Below are 21,260 nucleotides of genomic sequence, written 5' to 3' on the forward strand. Positions count from 1 at the left end.
TTTATTTTTGTCTAAACGCAAAATACACCATAATGAATATCTTAATCTTAGGTTCTGGAGGACGCGAGCATACATTTGCTTATAAACTAGCACAGAGCGAGCAATGTGATTCACTTTTTGTTGCACCAGGTAATGCAGGTACTGCTCAAATTGCAACGAATGTTGCCATAGGCGTAACCGATTTTGAAGCCATCAAAGCTTTAGTGATTAAGGAACAAATAACAATGGTTGTTGTAGGACCTGAGGATCCACTTGTGCAAGGAGTATATGACTTCTTTAAAGCAGATGAGTCTCTTAAAAACGTTGCTGTCATTGGGCCAAGTAAAGAAGGGGCAGAACTTGAAGGAAGTAAGGAACGAGCAAAGGAATTTATGATTGCTCATGATATTCCTACGGCTGCCTACGAAGCCTTTACAGCAGAGACACTAGAGAAAGGACAAGCGTTTTTAGAAACTTTAAATGCTCCATATGTTTTAAAAGCAGATGGTCTTGCGGCGGGTAAAGGAGTTTTAATCATAGAAGATCTTAATGAGGCAAAGGAGGAACTAGCAAGCATGCTTGGTGGTAAATTTGGCGATGCAAGTACGACCGTAGTGATTGAAGAGTTTCTAGACGGAATCGAGCTTAGTGTATTTGTGCTTACAGATGGTAAAAACTATAAAGTGCTTCCTACTGCCAAAGATTACAAACGCATAGGTGAAGGTGATAAAGGACTTAACACCGGGGGAATGGGTGCAATAAGCCCTGTTCCATTTGCAGATGATGCTTTTATGAGGAAAATAGAAGACCGTATTGTGAAGCCTACGGTTAATGGTCTTACTAAAGAAAATATAGATTACAAGGGATTCATTTTTATAGGTCTTATTAAAGTAGGAGATGACCCTAAGGTAATTGAGTATAATGTGCGCATGGGTGATCCTGAGACAGAGGTAGTATTACCACGTATCCAGTCTGATCTTGTATCACTTTTTAAAGCTGTTGATAATCAAACATTAGACCAGCAAGAGTTTAAGCTAGATCCTAGAAGTGCGGCAACAGTGATGCTTGTTTCTGGTGGATATCCAGAGGCATATCACAAAGGAAAAGTAATTACAGGGCTTGAAAAAATTGAAGGTTCTATAGCTTTTCATGCAGGAACTACAGAAAAAGATGGCGCAGTAGTTACTAATGGTGGTAGAGTGATTGCCATCACTTCCTTCCATGAAGATTACAGAGAGGCCATAAAAAAATCCTACCAGAATATAGAAAAACTACATTTTGATAGGATGAATTATCGTACAGATATAGGTTTTGACCTATAGTAAATTAAAGGTTGCTTTCTAGCTCGCTGTTTTTACCTAAGAAGCCGTGAGCTTTTGCCTCGCGATATTCTGTGTCGTTATCGTCATACTTTTTGATTTCCATAACCCAGTATACGATAGCTGCAGCACAAATAAGCATAAAGAACCAGTTGATTCCGTTAGCTAGCCACCAGTTGCTCAGTTCTAATTCTGCAAGTGCGTTGAAAGGTGCAAATAAAGTTGCTTCTGCAAATTCTTGAATGCCTTCGTAAAGTCCTGTCAAACTCATAATGTTGTATGTTTACAATATTGAAATCTTAATTATGCATCTTATAAAGATGTTATTGCAAAAATAGGAAAAAAACTAGCTATGCTCACAAGATTTTTTGGGTCATCAAAACCACTCGCTATTGCAATTGTTTTGATATATATGACCTTGGGCTTTTTTTATAGTCATAGGGACATAATTACTGAGCCATTTACATGGCTAAGTACATTTACAACACTAGGTATGTGGATACTTTATGTGCTCACAATGTTTATATTAAGTTTTGTTTCTCAAAAAAATGATCTTACTAAGCGATCATCTTATGGAGTACTTTTATTTGCAGCATTTAGCCTGGCATTACCAGTCGCTCTAAAGGATCACGCCATTTTAATAGCTGGGTTTTTTATCTTAATTGCGCTACGTAGGATCATCAGTTTCAAGTCAGAATTACATATGGAACGCAAGATTTTTGATGCTGCGTTGTGGATATTATTGGCCTCACTAGCTTTTTATTTTAGCTGGCTTTACGTTATAGCGATTTATCTAGCATTGCTTTTTTATAGAATTACTGTGGTAAGATATCTCTTTATTCCACTACTAGCATTACTGAGTTTTAGTGTGATTTATTATTCTATTTTATTATTTCAAGTGGGTGATCCGTCTGAGGTTTCGTTATCATTCCAATCTATATCGCTAGATTTTACAGCTTATAATAATCTACAAGTGCTCGCTGCAATCGCTTTCTTTATAGGGACATTATTATGGACCATCTGGAAGTATCTGGGGGAACAACGAAGGGCTTCTACGGGATCAAAAAGTAGATACTCGGTTATTTTAGGAATACTAGCTGTGGGATTACTGTTAATCTTGTTTACTACCACAAAAACAGGAGCAGAGTGGTATTTTATTATACCTGTAATGACCATTATTGTAAGCAATTATCTAGAGAACACAGAGAGCCTGTTGTTTAAAGAAAGCTTATTATGGTTTATCGTATTATTACCTATTCTTATTCATCTACTACCTTAATTACGTCATTCTTGCTCATAAATTAAGCGATGCTATTATGACTTATGGAAGGCAACAATTCCAAATCAAAAAATAATATCTTTGTAAACAATGCATGTTGCACGTATTCTTTAGAGGATTTAGACTTTATACGAAGTACTCTGCATTATAGAATAATTACATTATAGAAAACAATTTTATGTTTACAGAAAAGGCAAATGCCATTTTTAAAGAAGCAATCGATACCTATCATTTAGTAAATACGGTAGACCAACCATTTATCAATAAATACGATAAAGGCGAAGATTTATTGGGCCACCTATTGTACAGAAAATGCTGGATAGATACGGTACAGTGGCATTATGAAGACATCATTCGTGATCCGCAGATTGATCCAGTTGCAGCCTTGACACTAAAACGTAAGATTGATGCTTCTAACCAAGATCGTACAGATATGGTAGAATATATAGACAGCTATTTCCTCGAAAAATATAACAGTGTTGAGGTTAAAGAGGGCGCCACTATTAATACAGAAAGTCCAGCGTGGGGAGTAGATCGCTTATCAATTCTAGCACTCAAAGTATACCATATGAACGAGGAAGCAACTCGTGCAGATGCTAGTGATACGCATCTTGCTGCTTGTAAAACAAAACTTGACATATTACTTGAGCAACGCGTAGATCTTTCGACAGCGATAGATACCTTACTTGAGGATATCTCAAAGGGAGATAAATACATGAAAGTCTATAAGCAGATGAAGATGTACAATGACGATGAGCTCAACCCAGTACTGCGCAACATTAAAAAATAATTATCTGTTGAAGGTTTTAGTTTAAAATCGATAAACCCTTCACAAGTCCGGCTGTATAATGGCTCAACAAAAACACATGCTCATCATTCGTCTCTCTGCAATGGGAGACGTTGCGATGACAGTGCCTGTGGTGTACGCTTTCGCGAAAGCGAACCCAGAAATAAAAATATCCTTTCTTTCAAAACCTTTTTTTAGGCCTATTGTTGAGGCAATACCTAATGTAACCTTTATCGCTGCTGAAGTTAATACCATACACAAAGGTGTAAGCGGTATGTGGAAATTATCGCGCCAACTCAAAAAGTTAGGAATTACATATGTCGCAGATATGCACAATGTAATTCGGTCAAAAATGCTGCGTAAGTTTCTTAATCTTCCCAGCGTTTGCCTAGATAAAGGTAGACCAGATAAAAAAGCACTTACTAGAAGTACAGATAAAGTTTTTAAAGCCCTCAAGACCACAATAGCTAGATATCAAAATGTCATTGAAGGGTTAGATGGACGTCATTTTATACCAGAATCACTCCCTAAACCTAACAAACAAAATGAAGTTGTAGAGTTTACTGCTGGTTGTCATAAAAAGTGGATTGGCATTGCGCCTTTTGCTGCACACCAAGGAAAGCAATATCCACTAGACTTGATGGAACAAGTTATTAGAGAGTTAGATGGTAAAAAGGAATACAATTTATTCCTTTTTGGAGCGCCAGATGAGGTGGAGATACTAAGAGATCTTTCGCAAGGTTGTGCAATGACAAAGGTGGTTGCCGGAAAACTAAAATTTAAAGAAGAGATAAATCTTATCAGTCAGCTGGATGGTATGATCGCTATGGATAGTGGTAATGCACACCTAGCAGCAATGTATGGGATTCCTACCATAACGTTGTGGGGAGTAACGCACCCACATGCAGGGTTTGCACCATTTAATCAAGAAGCAAACTGCTTACTTTCGGACAGAAAAAAGTATCCAGAAATACCGACTTCTATTTATGGAAACGTAGTGCCAGAAGGGTATGAGGATGTGATGACAACCATCTTACCTATTGATATTGTTGATAAAGTTACGACTATAATCTAGCCCAAAAGTATTATGCACGCATAGTAAGATTGATTATATTTGTTTAAATTGAATGTTATGAGCACAACAAAACCTACCCTAAAAGATTTACTTGGAATTACACATCCTATCATTATGGCACCTATGTTTTTGGTATCTAATGTAGCGATGCTCAAAGCCGGAATGGAAAACGGAATTGCTGCTTGTGTGCCAGCACTCAATTATAGAACGATAGATGAGCTTAAGGCTGCAATTACTGAGCTTAAGGCTGCCAAAGTTCCTGGAGGAGCTTTTGGTATTAACCTCATTGTAAATAAGTCAAACATGAAATACCCCGCACAGCTGGAAGCGGCTTGTGAGCTAGGGGTAGACTTTATAATTACATCCTTAGGATCACCACAAATGGTGATTGAGCAGGCAAAACCTAAAGGAATCAAAGTATTTTGTGATGTAACAGACCTTGGTTATTCAAAAAAAGTAGAGGCTATGGGCTGTGATGCTCTTGTGGCTGTAAATAATCAAGCAGGAGGACACAGAGGTAACATCGCTCCCGAAGCATTAATAAAAGAACTTGATGAAAATTGTGCAATTCCAGTAATCACTGCTGGAGGCGTTGCAAATAAAGCAGATCTAGAGCGCGCCATGTCTTATGGTGCTATAGGAGCAAGTATAGGAAGCCCTTTTATAGCATCAGAAGAGGCTCCAGTATCTCAAGAATACAAGCAAGCTTGTGTAGACTTTGGAGCTAAGGATATCGTGATGACTCAAAAGATTTCTGGTACACCTTGTACTGTCATAAACACGCCTTACGTTCAAAAGATAGGGACTAAGCAAACGTGGTTAGAAGGCTTACTCAATAAGAATAAGAAACTTAAGAAGTGGGTAAAAGCGATTCGCTTTGCAAAAGGAATGCGTGACACCACAAAAGCTGCTCAGAGTGCTACATATAAAACAGTATGGGTAGCAGGTCCATCCATAGAAGAAACGACTGCTATAGAGCCTGTAGCTACTATTATTAAGAAGTTTATATAGAAGTACGCTTTCGCGAAAATTTGAGATGTCATCTCGACGCTAGGAGAGATCACACAAGAAGCTCAAGGCGGAAATTTTCAGAAAGTTTGCTTACCTCAAATAACCAAAATTTTTCAGATCTTTTGAGGTATGAACTTCATGAGCAACACCATCTTTTAATACCAAGTTCTTAGTAGAAACATCAAATACATCTGTATAATAGTGATCTGTGAGTATGATTCCTTTTTTCGCTTTAAACGAAATTAAAAACTCTTTTATTTTTTCCTTGTAAAGCGGTTCTATCATAGAGAAAGGCTCGTCCAGCATCAAAAATGAATGGGTGAGGTTTGCGACAAGTAGTAATTCTAGATAGCGTATTTCTCCCATAGAGAGTAGGCCAGCTTTTCTTGAAGCAATTTTCTCAATAAATGGAGCTCTAAAGATGGTGTCTTGAGCATCACCACTTTCATGAAATAGGGGAATAATATCTCTCACTTTTAAATGCTTAGGCAAGAAACTTTCTTGCGGTAAGTAACCGATAAGTTGCTCAGGTATGATGTTTTTAGGTGCTATGGATGTACCATTTATGCTAAGCTCTAAGCGCGTAGGTTTAAGTGTTCCAAAAAGAATTTTGAGAAGGGTAGATTTTCCACATCCATTTTTTCCAAAAAGTCCTAAGACATCTCCTGTACTAAGATTAAAGGATACATCTGTGAGTATGTTTTTCCCTCCAAAGTTTTTGTAGAGACCGTGTACATTGATTTCATTTTTCATAGAAACGGCAGTACAAAAACAGTGAGGATACAGGCAAGAACAAAATTTACCGCCCATGCACGTAGTATCAAATAGCGCTTTGTAAAACCAAGATTATAATACATATAATATTGCTGCTTCTGAAAATACGCAAATGCCAAAACGCCTAAACCAGTGCCAAAAACTCCAAAAATAATGATGGTGGTAATTATACCTACAGCGATACGTTCACTAGCGGGAACGTGAACAAGCCCAAACACTAAGCAAATGCCTGCGGCGTATAAAGTTACATCACGGTAATAGGTCCACATGGATTAAAAGTAGGGAGAGTAATTGTTTTTGCAAATGAGTAATGATGGTTAAAATGCAGGGGTTATAAAGCTTAAGAATTATTCAAAAATCTAAAGAGCTTTCTTAAGTCATTATCTTCCTTAAAGGATAACTTTTCATCTTTCATAAAGGTTTTTACTGTATTAGACTCATTATCAAATTGATTGATAATAGAAGATTTTTTTAGTTTTATCTTTATTATTTCATCATTTTGAGAGATGTAATAATTACTATTTATAACTATTTGATCATTTAAATTACCCCTATATGGGTCTGATCCTCTTTGTATAAGCTCTGCTTTGAAGTCTTTTAATAAAGTCTTTCCATTATAATTTCCTAACTCTTGAAAGAGAACAAATTTATTTTCTTTCTTAAAATACTTAACTACATAAGGATTGTAGTTAATGTTTACTTTTTTAATGTCACCAAGTTCAAATATGTACACAGATTCCTCTGATATTTTTGATTCAAATGAACCTTTATAAGCGTTAATATTGAAGTTTTGCTCTAAGACATATTTTTTGCCATTATTTAATTCAATTACAGCATTGTTTTCCCAATTTTCAAATACGTAATATGACCCTTCAACATTAGTTGGCGAAGAAGAAAACATACTCGAACTTCCTGATGCTGTGCCTATAGTATTAGGTGCTCCAGCATTTGATATAGAGGAAAGAGCATTAAAATTAGTCTCGGTAACACTACTTTGCTGTCCAAAGAGCGAAAATGTGGTTAAAATAAATATTGTAGCGACATGTAGGGATTGTATAAGTTTCATGATTAGATGTTTACAGTTAAAACATCAATGTAATAAATATAAATAGTTTTACATGAAATGTAGATAACATTAACTAATTGAATATAAGCTGTTTGTTGATATTCTTGATTGCTATATTTTATAAACGCCTTTACCACCATATTGAGCGATGACAAGGCTATTAAATTCCTTTAAAAATGATTTTTTATCTAAGGCATGCTTTTCGGCAGTTGCTCTTAGTCCTTTTTTCAGTGCGGCATTTTTCTTAAGAATGGACACTAAAAACCAAATAAGTATGGCTATTATTAAGACTCCTAGGGTGAGCATTGTCATTTCTATAATATTCTTCTCTGAATAAGTAACACGTTTTCCAGAAATAAAAATGTTGTAAATACCAAATAGTCCAGCTACTGCAAAACCTACATATCTTACATTATAGGTAGTCTTCATAAACAATATATAGCTATCAACGTGGGCTTGAAGTTCTTGAGCTGGTAGCGTAGATAATATTGGGAATTCTTGTTGGTTTACATCCATTGTTTAATTTGTTTAGTGATTTCTTTTACTTGCTATCTTTTTGTCGAAATTTTCATTCTCCTAAAAAGAAGCCTGCAATATATCTACAAATGATAAGTACATGCAAGTGTTTAAAAAGAAAAAACTCATTAAGTAGCTATACCTAATGAGTTTTAAAAATATGTTATCGTAAAAGACTACACATCATCATAGTCTACCACAATCGAAGCTGAGGTAGGGTGGGCCTGGCAGGTAAGTATTAATCCTTCGGCTACTTCTGAGTCTGTTAAGATTTGGTTTTGTGACATAACTGCCGTTCCTTCTGTTACACGAGCAATACAGCTGCTGCATATGCCGCCTTGACAAGAATGTGGAGCATCTATGTCTTGATCTAAAGCTGCATCTAGAATAACAGCATCCTTCTCCATAGTAAATTCAAACTCCTCATCATCACAAACTACTTTGATAGCAGTTTTACCATCTAGGTTGGCGTCAATAGTCACCTCTTCTGTACTTGCTGTAAAAAGTTCGAAGTGTATGTTTTCTTCTTTGGTGTCGTTTTCCTTAAGCACCTTAGAAACTTCTTTAATCATGGCTTCTGGACCACATAAGAAGTACTCGTTAAAGTCATTTGCTGCATATTTATTTTTCACTACAAAATTAACTGTAGCTTTCATTATACGTCCAAAATGTGCTCCATCTACTCGTGTTTGAGAGTAAATAAACTCTATAGAGAAACGATCTTTATATTGGTCACGTAAGGCTATTAACTCATCGCGGAACATAGCTTCTTCTTCGGTGCGATTTCCGTATACTAGAACAAATTTACTATCTGCAGACTGTGATAAAGTAGTCTTAATCATTGATAAGATAGGCGTGATTCCTGATCCTGCGGCAAAGGCTGCGTAGGTTTGCGCTTTCGCGAAAGCGGAATTTTCAATTTTAAATCGTCCTTCTGGTGTATGAACGTCCATGGTATCACCCTCTTTTAACTCACGGTTTGCATAGGTGGAAAAGGTACCATTCTCAACTTCTTTTATCGCAACAGTAAGTCCTTCTTGAGGAGTGCTGCAAAGAGAATATGCGCGACGAACTTCCTCACCATTAATTTGAGTTTTTAAAGTTATATATTGTCCTGCAGAGAAGTTAAAATCTTCTTTAAGTGAATCTGGAACGGCAAAAGTTACTGCCACAGATTTTTCTGTAACGCGCGTAATGCTTTGTATATGAAGTGTATGGAATTGTGACATTATGTTTTTTTTGTAAAAATACAAACGATTGCGTTTTGTATGTAACATTATCGAGAGTTTAAATACCTATACCTCGCTAAATAACCTGTAATTATGGTAAAACAATTTATAAGTCTAGAGTGGAAGGCTTTTTTTAGAAGTGCTTCTTTTCAAACCAACCTCGCTCTCAAGATCTTGATGATTTTTGGGGTGTTGATGATGATATTGTACTTAGGAGGTGCAGGTGTAGGACTCTATTTCCTTCTTGAGAAAATGGATCTCGAACCATTTGCTACGGTAAATATGTTTATGATTTATTATGTAGTGGGTGATCTCATTATACGATATATGGGTCAGAAAATGCCAGTAGTAAACATTAAACCACTATTACTACTGCCTTTTAAGAAGACCAAAATTGTAAAATTTGCATTAGGCAAGACGGTACTTTCTTTTTGGAACTGGATGCATGCATTTTTCTTTATTCCATTCTCTATTGTATTAATTACACAAGACTTTAATCCGCTGGGAGTATTGGTGTGGCATATTGCGATGTTCTGTTTTATATATGCAAATAACTTTATCAATGTCTTTTTGAATGATAAGTTGTGGTTAGTAATAGGTGTGGGAGCACTTTTTGCACTTCTAGGCGCTGCCCAGTATTATGAATATTTTGATATTACTGCTTTCACTCAGCCATTCTTTCAAGGGCTGTATGAAATTAAGTGGACGGTTATATTCCCTATAGCACTACTTGCTGTGGTGGCAACTATTGCATTTAAATATTTCTTAGCACGACTATACCTAGATGCAGGGCTTGCAAAAAAGGTGAGTGAAGCAAGCGGTGGAGATTTAGGATGGTTAGACCGTTTTGGGAAACAATCTACATTTCTCAAAAATGACATTAGACTTATAATGAGAAATAAACGCTCTAAGACTACGGTCTTTATGAGTATGATGTTTTTGTTTTATGGATTGTTGTTTTTTGGAGATGCTATAGAGGTTTATAGTGGTCCGTTCTGGATGATGTTTGCGGCAGTGTTTGTGTCGGGAGGGTTTTTATTCAGTTTTGGTCAGTTTGTTCCATCATGGGATAGTGCTTACTATCCGCTCATGATGACGCAAAATATTGCTTATAAAGAGTATTTAAAATCAAAGTGGTTACTAGTAGTAATCGCCACTCTTATCTCTGCAATACTTTGTATTCCTTATGTTTACTTTGGGGTAGATGTACTACTCGCCATCATTGTAGGCGCCATTTTTAATATGGGAATTAACGCTCACTTAGTATTACTGGGTGGTGCGTTTATAAAAACACCTATAGACTTGCAGAGTGGTAAAAAAGCCTTTGGTGATAAGAGCTCTTTTAACCTTAAAACATTACTCGTGAGCTTGCCAAAGATGCTCGGACCAATGGCTTTATATGCTATAGGTCACTTTACAGTGGGGCCTATGCTAGGGTATGCACTTGTTGCTATAGTAGGATTGATAGGTTTTGCCTTTAGAGATAAAGTGTTTGACCAGATTATTAAAATATATAAGAGCGAGAAGTATAAAACGCTTGATGCTTACAAACAAACTAAATAACAGAGACTATGATTACTATAAACAACTTATCAAAATCATATAGTGGAGTAACAGTTCTTAATCTTGAAGGTTTTGAGATTCCTAAGGGACAATCTTTTGGACTCGTAGGTAATAACGGAGCGGGAAAAACAACACTTTTTAGCTGTTTGCTAGATCTTATCCAGCCTACTTCTGGTTATATAGAAAATGGTGGAGTAAAGGTAAATGAAAGTGAAGACTGGAAAACACACACCGCATCTTTTATAGACGAGACTTTTCTCATAGGTTACTTAACACCAGAGGAATACTTTTACTTTATAGGAGACTTGCGAGGCGAGAATAAGGCAGATGTAGATGCGTTGCTTGCAACTTTTGAAGACTTCTTTAATGATGAGATTATAGGAAAGCGTAAGTATTTGCGTGATCTTTCTAAAGGAAATCAGAAAAAAGTGGGTATCGTGGCAACGCTTATAGGAAAGCCTGATGTTATTATTCTTGATGAACCTTTTGCAAATCTGGACCCAACTACGCAAATAAGACTCAAAGGAATTATCAAGCAAATGGCCATTGACAAGGAGGTTACAGTACTTGTTTCAAGTCATGACTTACAGCATGTTACAGAAGTTTGTGAGCGTATTGTAGTGCTTGAGAAAGGAGAACTTGTAAAGGACATTATTACCTCACCAGCGACTCTTAAAGAGTTAGAAGGTTATTTTGCTGGTAATGAGGTGATCACAGAGATATAAGTTTTGGGTAAAAAAAATGGTCACAATAAAGCAACCATTTCCTAAGTTCCCCAACTTAATTGTTCAAACCGTTTAAACGGCCTGAATTGTAAATGTACTAAAGTGCTTGCAATCAATGATGAACATGGGGTAATTTTTATAATAAAATTTCAAACGATTGCGTAAAATGTGCTTTTGCTGCTTATTTGTTGTGAAGAGGACATTTCTTACTAAGTGAATACTATTTAATTACTGATAGAAATCTTCGTTTTTTCAAAAAGAAGCGTATTTTTACGAGCTTCCATACTAATAAAGGTAAATTACAGTTCCTTTTAGTAAAAACAAATAAGGTTTGAAATTACTCTTAAAACGTTTATTCATTACTGGTGTTATCACACTATCTCTATCGAGTTGTTCTCGTAAGAACGATTCTTTTTTGAGTCGTAACTTCCATGCTGTTACTACAGAGTTTAATACTTTATATAACGGTAATGTAGCCCTTGAAGAAGGCAAAAGCTCGCTCGTGCAAACCTTTAATGATAATTACTGGGATATCTTACCCATTGAGCGTATCGTTTTTGAGGAAAATACGGCACTAGGTGAGGAGAACAGAGATCCTAATTTTCTAAGAGCAGAAGAAAAAGCTATTAAAGCAATACAAAACCATGCTATGAAGATAGATGGTGAGGAGCGTAACCCACAAATGGATGAAGCTTTTCTTCTTTTAGGTAAAGCACGTTATTACGATCAGCAGTTTGTGCCTGCACTAGAGGCCTTTAATTACGTGCTGGCATACTATCCTAAAAGTAATAATATAGCGCAAGCCAAAGTCTGGAAAGAAAAGACGAATATCCGCCTTGAAAATAATGAGGTTGCAATTGCTAATCTGGAGAAAATATTTAAGGTTGAAAATAAATTAAAGGATCAAGACATTGCAGATGCAAAGGCGATGCTTGCTCAAGCATATCTCAATTTAAATAAACTAGATAGTGCTCTTATTTACATTAAAGACGCTTCAAAATTAACTCGTAAATCTGAGGAGAGAGGTCGTTATAATTATATTAAAGGACAACTCTACAATCGTTTAGGAGAAAAGGATAGTGCAAACCTAGCATTCCAAGAAGTAATTGATCTTAATAGAAAGATTCCCCGCAAGTATCACATAAACGCTAATATAGAGCAGATACGTAATTATGATTATCAAGAAGCAGATACTCTGCTTTTGAGAGAGCGATTAGATAAGATGGTACGTAACCGTGAAAACAGACCATTTTTAGATAAAATCTTTTATGCAAAGGCAGACTTCTTTATGAAAACAGGAAGAGAAGACTCTGCAATTGCAAATTATAATAAGTCGTTGAGACAAAGTAGTACAGATGATTATTTGTTTTCTAGAGATTACCTAGCACTTGCAGACTATAGTTTTGAGCAAGCCTCTTATAAAATTGCAGGAGCTTATTATGATAGCGTGATAGGTAAGATAAGTGATCGCAGCCGTGAGTATCGTACTATCAAGAAAAAGCGTGAGAATTTAACCGACGTTATAGATTACGAAAACCTTACACAGCGCAATGACAGTATTATAGCGCTTGTTACACTTTCTGAAGATTCGCTTACAGCTTATTTCGATAACTATATTGCTCAAATTAAAGCAAAGAAAGCGGCAGATTCTATTGCGCGCATTGATAACATACGAAACAATGAATTTTTTAATGCTTCAAGCAGTGGCGGAAGGGCAATAGGAGGTGAGCCAGGAGAATTTTATTTCTATAATGATGTAGCTGTTTCTTATGGGAAACAGTCTTTTGAAAAAAGATGGGGAAAGCGTCGCCTTGTAGATGGATGGAGGTTATCATCTACACAGTCTGTACCACTCAATTCTGGTACGTTGCCAGTAGCTTTAGATAACCCAGAGCTTGATGGTGAGAAGGCGATGACTGCGGCAGATTATATTGCAACCTTACCAAGAGAGAAAACGCAGGTAGATAGTTTATTAAAAGAACGTGACTTTGCATACTTTCAACTAGGGCTTATTTATAAGGAAAAGTTTAAAGAATACCCTTTGGCAGCGCAGCGATTAGAAAAATTGTTAGCTTTTAATCCAGATGAAAAGTTAGTGCTTCCTGCATTATACAATCTCTACCAAGTGTATGGGGCTATGAACGCTTCCGCGAAAGCGAATACTTATAAAAATAAAATCACAGCGGAATATCCAGACTCTCGTTATGCTACCCGCATTAATAATCCAGACAAAGCATTAGAAGCCGACGCAGAGTCGCCAGAAGAGGTGTACAAAGGATTATATAAGAGATTCCAAAATCAAAACTTTGCAAATCTTGAGAGTGATTTAAATAAAAGGATAGACCAGTTTTATGGCGATCCATATTTGCCAAAATTTGAATTACTCAAGGCAACAGTTGCTGGTAGATATGAAGGATATGATGCTTATAAAAAAGGGTTGAGCTATGTAGCACTCACATATCCTCGCACAGAAGAAGGGAAAAAAGCACAAAGCTTACTTCAAAATGCGCTGCCTACCATGAAGTTTGATCAGTTTGATGACGAGGCAATTGCAATTAACTACAAAATAGTCTACCCATTTAATAACAGTAATATTCAAGGAGCAAAGGATTTACAGAAAAAGCTTTTAGAAAGCTTTGATGAGGTGGGTTATACGGAGTTCTCAACCTCCATTGATGTTTATGACGCACAACAATCGTTTGTTGTAGTTCATTTTTTAAGTAGCCGCAGGCAAGCAGAAGGTCTCGTAGAGTTGCTTAGTACTAATAAAGATATTTTGATAACATTACCTAGTATGGTAATCGCTTCAGAGAATTATAAAATAATACAAATGCATAAAAATCTTGATGCCTACAAAGCACAAGATTCAAATTAACTGACTAATTTTTTACCGATGTTTTCAGACAATAAGAAAGGAAAAGGACCTGACCTCACTAACCAGCAGAACCGTATAAGCCAGGGTACAACACTTAAAGGAGATGTAACCTCAGAAGGTGGTTTCCGTATTGATGGAGTTATACATGGTAATATTACATCACCTAATAAAATCGTTATAGGAAAAACAGGTGTGGTCATAGGAACTCTTATTTGTAATGATGCAGATGTAGAAGGTAAAATAGAAGGTAAATTAGAAATTAAGAACCTTCTGTCTATTAAAACAGCTGCTCATATTGAAGGCGAAGTAATTACTGGTAAACTAGCTGTAGAGCCAGGAGCAACCTTTAATGCATCTTGCGTTATGAAGGGAAGCGTAAAATCATTGTCAAATGGCAAAGGAAAAGAAGAACGTTCAGCTTAATAAATGGGTTAAATTTTCCACCATACCTTTCCAGATGGGTGTAACTATCTACTTAGGTAATTTATTAGGAAAATGGCTCGATGTGCGGTATGAGGCAAATTGGCTAGAGACTACAATCACATTATTATCAGTTTTTCTTTCCATTTATATAGTAATCAAAGGAGTAATACAACTTAACAAGTAGTCGTGATAAAAAAATTACTCTTGTATGTAATCATTGCTGTAATCACTTTTTTTATAAGTTACAGCTTGCATAATTACTTGTTAACGTCACTAGATAGCTCCCCTCCTTACAGCTTGAGAGATGTATATATCTTTCATGCTTCATTATCTCTATTTTTTGTTTTAACATTTGAGCTCATAATTTATTTTTTAAAAGAGTTTAAGGATCAAATAGGATTTTTATACCTAGGATCTATTGTTTTAAAAATGATGCTCTTCTTTGTGATTTTTAGAGAATTGCTGTCTACAAGCTTGCAATTAACAAAGTCAGATAAATTATCATTACTCATTCCTATTGCTATTTTCATAATTTATGAGGTGATGGTGGTTGTTAAAATGCTAAACAGAGCGGATTAATTTTGAAATAATTAAGAAATGCATTTTATTTTCAAGAAAATGAGTATTTTTGCACAAAATTTAAGGTTACGTTATTTATTGAAAATTTAAGAATGAAGGTAGCATCAAAATCAATCACACTTTTAGTATTAGTTTTTGTTCTTAGTATTCCCTTTTACGCTTTCGCGAAAGCGGATGCTGGAAAGACTGGAGAAAAAGGAAATCCAGTTAATACTAAAGAGGAGGTAAAGGCTTATATACAGCATCACTTAAAGGATTCTCACGACTTCCATTTATTCTCAACTTTTGATGATAATGGAGTAGAGCATCACTGGGGCTTTCCACTTCCTGTAATGTTATGGGGAGAAAACGGATTTACTGCGTTTATGTCTTCTGAGTTTCATCATGATGATGAAGGACAGGTAATCGTAACTAAGGGAGAAAGCCGCTTTGTAAAAAATCACGGTCGTATCTATGAACTTGATGCAGGAGCAACAAGTCTTACTTATGATGAAGATCACCACGCTACAAATGCTTCAAAACCTTTTGATCTTTCAATAACAAAAAGTGTTTTTGGTATCTTACTAATAGGACTTTTAATGTTAATCTGGTTCTCAGGACTAGCAAGACAATACAAGAAAAAAAATATCCCAACAGGATTTGCACGAGTACTTGAGCCTCTAGTAATTTACGTGAGAGACGAGATTGCAAAACCAAACATTGGGGAGAGCTATAGAAAATTTACTGGATACCTTCTTACAGTATTCTTCTTCATCTGGATACTTAACCTTGTAGGTTTAATGCCATTTGGTTTTAACGTTACAGGTCAGATTGCGGTAACTGCAGCACTTGCTGTTATTACATTAGTGATTTACGTATTTAGCGGTAACAAGCATTTCTGGGGTCACATGTTATGGATGCCAGGTATCCCTTACGTGTTCAGACCATTATTAGGTATTATCGAGCTTGCAGGTACATTGGTTATTAAGCCATTTTCACTGTTAGTACGTTTATTTGCAAACATCACGGCAGGTCACACTGTAGTTATGAGTCTTGTTGCTGTGGGAATCTTATTGCAAGATTCACTAAGCGTTGCAGGTTCTACTATAGTATCATTATTCTTGTCACTATTTATTATGCTTATAGAATTGCTAGTAGCATTTCTACAGGCGTATATATTCACTACATTGTCAGCTCTATTTATTGGTATGGCTGTAGCAGATGATCATCATGACGAGGAGTTACATGACGAGCATGGTGAAACGATAGAGGATACTGAGGTTATTAGAAAGAACTTCACTTAATTAAGAATTTTTATTTGTTTAATTTTTTATATACACTATTATGTCTTTAGCATTAGTACAAGAAGTAGCACCAATGATCCCAAATTTAGTGGGAGCTGGTTTAGTAGTAATTGGAGGTGGTATCGGTCTTGGTAAGATTGGTGGAGCTGCAATGGAAGGAATTGCTCGTCAGCCTGAGGCTGCTGGTAAGATCCAGACTGCGATGATTATCGTTGCTGCACTTTTAGAAGGACTTGCATTTGGTGCCCTAATTTTAGGAGCTTAATCCAAATCAACCTTAAAATTCAACTTCCTGTAACGGTTGGTTACAGGAGTTGAATTTCATTAAACAAAGAATAAAAGAACAAAGAATCACTTTTGAGATGGAACAATTATTAGACAATTTTTCACTTGACCTGTTTGTAAAACAAACAGTCCTTTTTTTATTGATCATTTTATTGATGGTAAAATTTGCTTGGAAGCCTATTATGAATGCTCTTAATGAGCGTGAAGAAGGAATACAAGGAGCTCTAGATGCTGCTGAAAAAGCAAAGCTAGACATGCAAAATCTTCAAGCAGATAACGAGAAGCTTTTAAAAGAAGCACGTGCAGAGCGTGAGTCTATGATTAAAGAAGCTCGTGAGATGAAGGCTAAAATGATTGACGATGCTAAGGCAGAAGCAAAACTTGAGGCAGATAAAATGGTATCACAAGCGCAGGCCGCAATCGAAGCTGAGCGTAAGAGTGCTATCGCAGATCTTAAAGGTCAGGTTGCAGCACTATCTGTAGAGATTGCAGAGAAAGTTGTAAAGAGTGAACTTTCAAATAAAGGAAGGCAACTAGAGCTCGTAGATGAGATGCTAGGAAACACGACTTTAAACTAATAGAATTTAAGCGGCCATCACTATGAGTAGAGCAGCAATAAGATATGCAAAAGCAGTACTAGATCTTGCAAAAGATAATGGTACTATTGAGGCAGTTTTAAATGATATGAAATCTGTTACAGCAACGCTAGAAGGAAGTAAAGGTCTTCGCAATGCTCTTAACAGTCCGATTATCAAAACAGACGATAAACGTGCAGTACTACGTCAAGTATTTACAGACGGAACAAAGGAGACTCTTGGTCTTATTGATGTTCTTGTAGATAATAAAAGAGCTAACTTGTTAGGCGGCGTAGCACAGAGCTTTATTACAGAATATAATAAAGCTAATAAAATTGAAGCTGCAACGGTAACAACCGCAGTAGCTTTAACACCAGAGCTAGAAACTAAAGTTTTAGCAAAAGTGACAGCTCTTACTGGAAGTACAAACGTAACCCTAACTAATGTAATAGATGAGAGCATTATAGGAGGTTTTGTACTACGTGTAGGTGATACGCAATACAATGCGAGTATTGCTAGCCAGTTAGGCAAATTAAAAAGAGAATTTAGTAATAGTTTATAAATAAACGGCTCATCGTACGGTGAGAAAATTTTCGCGAAAGCGGACTTATAAATTTAGATCAAATGGCAGAAGTTAAACCAGCAGAAGTTTCGGCAATTTTAAAGAAACAACTTTCAGGTTTTGAAGCAACAGCTTCCCTTGACGAAGTAGGAACAGTATTGACCGTGGGTGATGGTATCGCTCGTATTTACGGACTTGCAAACGCACAGTATGGTGAGCTTGTTGAGTTTGAAAGTGGTCTTGAAGCAATTGTTCTTAACCTTGAAGAAGATAACGTAGGGGTTGTACTCTTAGGTACTTCTTTATCTATTAAAGAAGGTGACACCGTAAAACGTACACAGCGTATCGCATCTATCCAGGTAGGTGAAGGTATTACTGGACGTGTGGTGAACACACTAGGTCTTCCTATTGATGGAAAAGGACCTATCGCTGGACAAACTTATGAGATGCCACTTGAGCGTAAAGCGCCTGGTGTTGTTTTTCGTGAGCCAGTAACAGAGCCATTACAAACAGGAATCAAAGCAATTGACGCGATGATACCAGTGGGTAGAGGACAGCGTGAGCTTGTAATTGGTGACCGTCAGACAGGTAAGTCTACTGTTTGTATTGACACTATCCTTAACCAAAAAGAATTTTACGATGCTGGTGAGCCAGTACATTGTATATATGTAGCCATCGGGCAAAAAGCTTCTACAGTTGCACTTATTGCAAATGTACTTGAAGAGGCTGGAGCTATGGCGTATACAACGATAGTTGCAGCAAACGCATCAGACCCAGCAGCAATGCAGGTATATGCACCATTTGCAGGAGCAGCTATTGGAGAATATTTTAGAGATACAGGTCGTCCAGCATTAATCATTTATGATGATTTATCTAAGCAAGCAGTTGCATACCGTGAGGTATCACTTCTTCTTCGTCGTCCACCGGGACGTGAGGCATACCCTGGAGATGTATTTTTCTTACACTCTAGATTACTTGAGCGTGCTGCAAAGGTGATTAATGATGATGCGATTGCAAGAACAATGAATGACCTTCCTGATAGTCTTAAGCCTATCGTAAAAGGAGGAGGATCACTTACTGCACTTCCTATCATTGAGACACAAGCGGGTGACGTATCTGCTTATATCCCTACAAACGTAATTTCTATTACAGATGGGCAAATCTTCTTAGATGGAGATTTATTTAACTCTGGTGTACGTCCAGCTATTAACGTAGGTATCTCGGTATCACGTGTAGGAGGTAACGCACAGATTAAATCAATGAAAAAAGTATCAGGTACTTTAAAACTGGATCAAGCAGCTTTCCGTGAATTGGAAGCGTTTGCAAAGTTTGGTTCTGACCTTGATGCTGCTACCCTTAACGTAATTGAAAAAGGAAAGCGTAACGTAGAGATACTTAAGCAAGCAGAAAATACACCGTTTACAGTAGAGGATCAAATTGCGATTATTTATGCAGGGTCTAAAAACTTACTACGTAACGTACCAGTAAATAAGGTTAAAGAATTTGAAGCAGATTATATCGAATTCTTAAACGCTAAGCATAGAGGTATCCTTGATACACTTAAATCTGGAAAACTTACAGACGAGGTTACAGATACATTAGTAGCTGTTGCAAAAGACCTATCTGCAAAGTATATCTAAGAGTATTTCGCTTTCGCGAAAAATGTAATTCAACAACTCCCGCGCGAGCGGGAGACTTGTCAAAATTAAAGACAAATCGTGATGTTCAAGATGTAATGCTTGAGACTACGGGAATTTAAAGAAGATGGCAAACTTAAAGGAAATAAGAAACAGAATTTCATCGGTATCTTCTACGATGCAGATCACTAGTGCCATGAAAATGGTATCTGCTGCAAAGTTGAAAAAGGCACAAGATGCAATTACAGCAATGCGCCCATATTCTGATAAGCTTACTGAGCTTTTACAGAACTTAAGCGCTACACTAGATGCAGATTCTGGAAGTAAACTTGCAGAAGATCGTGAGATAAAGAAGGTACTTATAGTAGCTATTTCATCAAACAGAGGTCTTGCAGGGGCTTTTAATACAAATATTATCAAAGGTGTTAATGCACGTGTTGCCGCAAAGTATGCTGGTAAAGAAGTGCACTTAGTTACATTAGGAAAAAAAGCTGATGCTATTTTAGCAAAGACTTTTAAGGTAATCGAAAATAACAATGATATTTACGATGATCTTACTTTTGATAATGTAGCCGCAATTGCAGAAGATCTAATGGCTCGTTTTGAAGCTGGTGAATACGATCGCATTGACATTATCTACAATAAATTTAAGAACGCAGCAACTCAAATTGTAACTCCAGAGCAGTTTTTACCTATTGTAGCAACCGTACAAGAGGAAGCAGCAGCAACTGCAGATTATATCTTTGAGCCTTCTAAAGAGGAAATCGTTGAAGGATTAATTCCTAAAGCTTTAAAAACGCAACTTTTTAAAGGAATTAGAGATTCTGTAGCATCAGAGCACGGCGCGCGTATGACTGCCATGCACAAAGCAACAGACAACGCAACAGAGCTTAGAGATGCGCTTAAATTACAATATAACAAAGCACGTCAAGCAGCTATTACAAACGAGATTTTAGAGATCGTAGGTGGAGCAGAGGCTTTGAATAACTAGTACTGATCTAAATATCACTATTATAACTCATAGAGTAAACTCCAATCGGAAACGGTTGGGGTTTTTTTTTGCACATTATTTTGGGGTAATAGCGCATAGGCGCTGCATTTAAATGAAGTCATATCCACAAGAATAATCTTTACTACCTTTATGGCAAGGGTTTTGAATATGAACTCAAAACAACTAATTATGAAAATGTACAAACTAGTAGCGATTTTAGGCATAGGATTTTCCTCATTATTACTCACACAATGTAAGTCTACTGCTGTGTCAGATACTCAACAAACTATGGTCCTATCTCAACCAGCTTTTGCATCAAGTCCAGCATATTATAATACGTATGTTGCTGGCATGTCTCAGGGAGGCTCGGGAATAGAGTTCTATTTAGACATAGAAGCATTAGAAGCAGATGTGGTATTAGAAAACGTATATTTCCGCGAAAGCGTAGGAAAAATTATGCGTGGTAGTGATAATTATGTCGCTCGCTTTAGAACAGACCAAGGTCCCAATCAAGATCTTGTAATGTCTGATAATGCAGAAGGTGAGGCAGTAAATACTCCTCCCGTTAAAAATGATACATTTCCATTTACATTATCACCATCTGAAGCTGGTATAACTTACCGCGATAATGGAGTGCTTAAATACGCTAAAATCGCAAACGTGGTAGAGAAAGAAACTAAAGCCTACCCTAGTCAGAAACCACGTGGTGGTCGTAACTAGTTGCTAG

At 36.7% G+C, this 21,260-nt stretch carries 24 protein-coding genes; 18 read left to right on the top strand and 6 right to left on the bottom strand.

Going from position 1 to position 21,260, the window contains the following annotated elements:
- Window positions 1-32: 32 nt before the first annotated feature.
- Window positions 33-1,301, top strand: a complete 1,269-nt coding sequence (gene purD, locus ACJJVU_RS01965) for a phosphoribosylamine--glycine ligase (RefSeq protein WP_405221709.1) — start codon at window positions 33-35, stop codon at window positions 1,299-1,301.
- 4 nt (window positions 1,302-1,305) lie between these two features.
- Here purD and ACJJVU_RS01970 read toward each other — a convergent pair whose 3' ends face one another.
- The gene (locus tag ACJJVU_RS01970) at window positions 1,306-1,569 is read right to left on the bottom strand and encodes a DUF6341 family protein (protein WP_108877437.1); all 264 of its coding nucleotides are present in this window, start codon (window positions 1,567-1,569) and stop codon (window positions 1,306-1,308) included.
- Window positions 1,570-1,650: 81 nt separating this feature from the next.
- Between ACJJVU_RS01970 and ACJJVU_RS01975 the strand changes: the two genes are divergently transcribed.
- From ACJJVU_RS01975 to ACJJVU_RS01990, 4 genes are all read left to right on the top strand, one after another.
- The gene (locus tag ACJJVU_RS01975) at window positions 1,651-2,577 is read left to right on the top strand and encodes a hypothetical protein (RefSeq protein WP_405221713.1); all 927 of its coding nucleotides are present in this window, start codon (window positions 1,651-1,653) and stop codon (window positions 2,575-2,577) included.
- Window positions 2,578-2,755: 178 nt separating this feature from the next.
- A complete protein-coding gene (locus ACJJVU_RS01980; protein ID WP_405221716.1) occupies window positions 2,756-3,367 on the top strand; it encodes a DUF4254 domain-containing protein in 612 nt (203 codons plus the stop codon).
- Between the two features lie 76 nt (window positions 3,368-3,443).
- Window positions 3,444-4,439 carry a glycosyltransferase family 9 protein gene (locus ACJJVU_RS01985; RefSeq protein WP_405221718.1) on the top strand — a complete coding sequence of 332 codons (996 nt, stop codon included), beginning with the start codon at window positions 3,444-3,446 and terminating at the stop codon, window positions 4,437-4,439.
- 57 nt (window positions 4,440-4,496) lie between these two features.
- A complete protein-coding gene (locus tag ACJJVU_RS01990; RefSeq protein ID WP_013750698.1) occupies window positions 4,497-5,450 on the top strand; it encodes a nitronate monooxygenase family protein in 954 nt (317 codons plus the stop codon).
- Between the two features lie 90 nt (window positions 5,451-5,540).
- On the opposite strand, the gene ACJJVU_RS01995 is transcribed toward ACJJVU_RS01990, so the two are convergent.
- From ACJJVU_RS01995 to ACJJVU_RS02015, 5 genes are all read right to left on the bottom strand, one after another.
- Window positions 5,541-6,203 (bottom strand): ATP-binding cassette domain-containing protein, encoded by a 663-nt coding sequence (locus ACJJVU_RS01995; protein WP_405221721.1) that lies wholly within the window; start codon window positions 6,201-6,203, stop codon window positions 5,541-5,543.
- The gene (locus ACJJVU_RS02000; RefSeq protein ID WP_405221724.1) at window positions 6,200-6,493 is read right to left on the bottom strand and encodes a hypothetical protein; all 294 of its coding nucleotides are present in this window, start codon (window positions 6,491-6,493) and stop codon (window positions 6,200-6,202) included. Before ACJJVU_RS02000 ends, ACJJVU_RS01995 begins: the two co-directional genes overlap by 4 nt.
- A 71-nt stretch (window positions 6,494-6,564) precedes the next feature.
- Complete coding sequence (locus ACJJVU_RS02005) at window positions 6,565-7,290, bottom strand: hypothetical protein (protein ID WP_405221727.1); 726 nt, start codon at window positions 7,288-7,290, stop codon at window positions 6,565-6,567.
- 111 nt (window positions 7,291-7,401) lie between these two features.
- The gene (locus tag ACJJVU_RS02010) at window positions 7,402-7,806 is read right to left on the bottom strand and encodes a hypothetical protein (protein ID WP_405221730.1); all 405 of its coding nucleotides are present in this window, start codon (window positions 7,804-7,806) and stop codon (window positions 7,402-7,404) included.
- A 176-nt stretch (window positions 7,807-7,982) separates the two neighbouring features.
- Complete coding sequence (locus ACJJVU_RS02015; RefSeq protein WP_013750708.1) at window positions 7,983-9,035, bottom strand: ferredoxin--NADP reductase; 1,053 nt, start codon at window positions 9,033-9,035, stop codon at window positions 7,983-7,985.
- Between the two features lie 93 nt (window positions 9,036-9,128).
- On the opposite strand from ACJJVU_RS02015, the gene ACJJVU_RS02020 reads away from it, so the two are divergent.
- From ACJJVU_RS02020 to ACJJVU_RS02080, 13 genes are all read left to right on the top strand, one after another.
- Window positions 9,129-10,598 (top strand): DUF5687 family protein, encoded by a 1,470-nt coding sequence (locus tag ACJJVU_RS02020; RefSeq protein WP_405221733.1) that lies wholly within the window; start codon window positions 9,129-9,131, stop codon window positions 10,596-10,598.
- An 8-nt stretch (window positions 10,599-10,606) separates the two neighbouring features.
- Complete coding sequence (locus ACJJVU_RS02025) at window positions 10,607-11,323, top strand: ABC transporter ATP-binding protein (protein ID WP_298323481.1); 717 nt, start codon at window positions 10,607-10,609, stop codon at window positions 11,321-11,323.
- 331 nt (window positions 11,324-11,654) lie between these two features.
- Window positions 11,655-14,198, top strand: coding sequence for a tetratricopeptide repeat protein (locus ACJJVU_RS02030; RefSeq protein ID WP_405221737.1), 2,544 nt, complete (start codon window positions 11,655-11,657; stop codon window positions 14,196-14,198).
- 18 nt (window positions 14,199-14,216) lie between these two features.
- On the top strand, window positions 14,217-14,621 hold the full coding sequence (locus ACJJVU_RS02035; RefSeq protein WP_298323485.1) for a polymer-forming cytoskeletal protein: 405 nt from the start codon (window positions 14,217-14,219) through the stop codon (window positions 14,619-14,621).
- Window positions 14,590-14,805: an AtpZ/AtpI family protein gene (locus tag ACJJVU_RS02040; RefSeq protein ID WP_144782510.1), complete on the top strand. Its 216-nt coding sequence runs from the start codon at window positions 14,590-14,592 to the stop codon at window positions 14,803-14,805. Before ACJJVU_RS02035 ends, ACJJVU_RS02040 begins: the two co-directional genes overlap by 32 nt.
- A gap of 2 nt (window positions 14,806-14,807) precedes the next feature.
- Window positions 14,808-15,200: a DUF6168 family protein gene (locus ACJJVU_RS02045; RefSeq protein WP_144782508.1), complete on the top strand. Its 393-nt coding sequence runs from the start codon at window positions 14,808-14,810 to the stop codon at window positions 15,198-15,200.
- Window positions 15,201-15,292: 92 nt separating this feature from the next.
- Complete coding sequence (atpB, locus tag ACJJVU_RS02050) at window positions 15,293-16,483, top strand: F0F1 ATP synthase subunit A (RefSeq protein WP_298323489.1); 1,191 nt, start codon at window positions 15,293-15,295, stop codon at window positions 16,481-16,483.
- Between the two features lie 40 nt (window positions 16,484-16,523).
- Window positions 16,524-16,748 carry an ATP synthase F0 subunit C gene (gene atpE, locus ACJJVU_RS02055; protein WP_013750716.1) on the top strand — a complete coding sequence of 75 codons (225 nt, stop codon included), beginning with the start codon at window positions 16,524-16,526 and terminating at the stop codon, window positions 16,746-16,748.
- Between the two features lie 97 nt (window positions 16,749-16,845).
- On the top strand, window positions 16,846-17,346 hold the full coding sequence (locus tag ACJJVU_RS02060; protein ID WP_339846232.1) for a F0F1 ATP synthase subunit B: 501 nt from the start codon (window positions 16,846-16,848) through the stop codon (window positions 17,344-17,346).
- A gap of 22 nt (window positions 17,347-17,368) precedes the next feature.
- Entirely contained in the window at window positions 17,369-17,905 is a 537-nt protein-coding gene (gene atpH, locus ACJJVU_RS02065; protein ID WP_298323495.1) for an ATP synthase F1 subunit delta, read from the top strand.
- Between the two features lie 62 nt (window positions 17,906-17,967).
- Window positions 17,968-19,545 (top strand): F0F1 ATP synthase subunit alpha, encoded by a 1,578-nt coding sequence (gene atpA / locus ACJJVU_RS02070; protein WP_298323499.1) that lies wholly within the window; start codon window positions 17,968-17,970, stop codon window positions 19,543-19,545.
- Window positions 19,546-19,669: 124 nt separating this feature from the next.
- Window positions 19,670-20,533 carry an ATP synthase F1 subunit gamma gene (gene atpG, locus ACJJVU_RS02075; RefSeq protein WP_013750720.1) on the top strand — a complete coding sequence of 288 codons (864 nt, stop codon included), beginning with the start codon at window positions 19,670-19,672 and terminating at the stop codon, window positions 20,531-20,533.
- Window positions 20,534-20,722: 189 nt separating this feature from the next.
- Window positions 20,723-21,253 (top strand): hypothetical protein, encoded by a 531-nt coding sequence (locus tag ACJJVU_RS02080; protein ID WP_405221746.1) that lies wholly within the window; start codon window positions 20,723-20,725, stop codon window positions 21,251-21,253.
- Window positions 21,254-21,260: the final 7 nt, after the last annotated feature.

The sequence above is a fragment of the Dokdonia sp. Asnod1-B02 genome (genome assembly GCF_045063955.1).
In the GTDB taxonomy this organism is placed as follows: Bacteria; Bacteroidota; Bacteroidia; order Flavobacteriales; family Flavobacteriaceae; genus Dokdonia.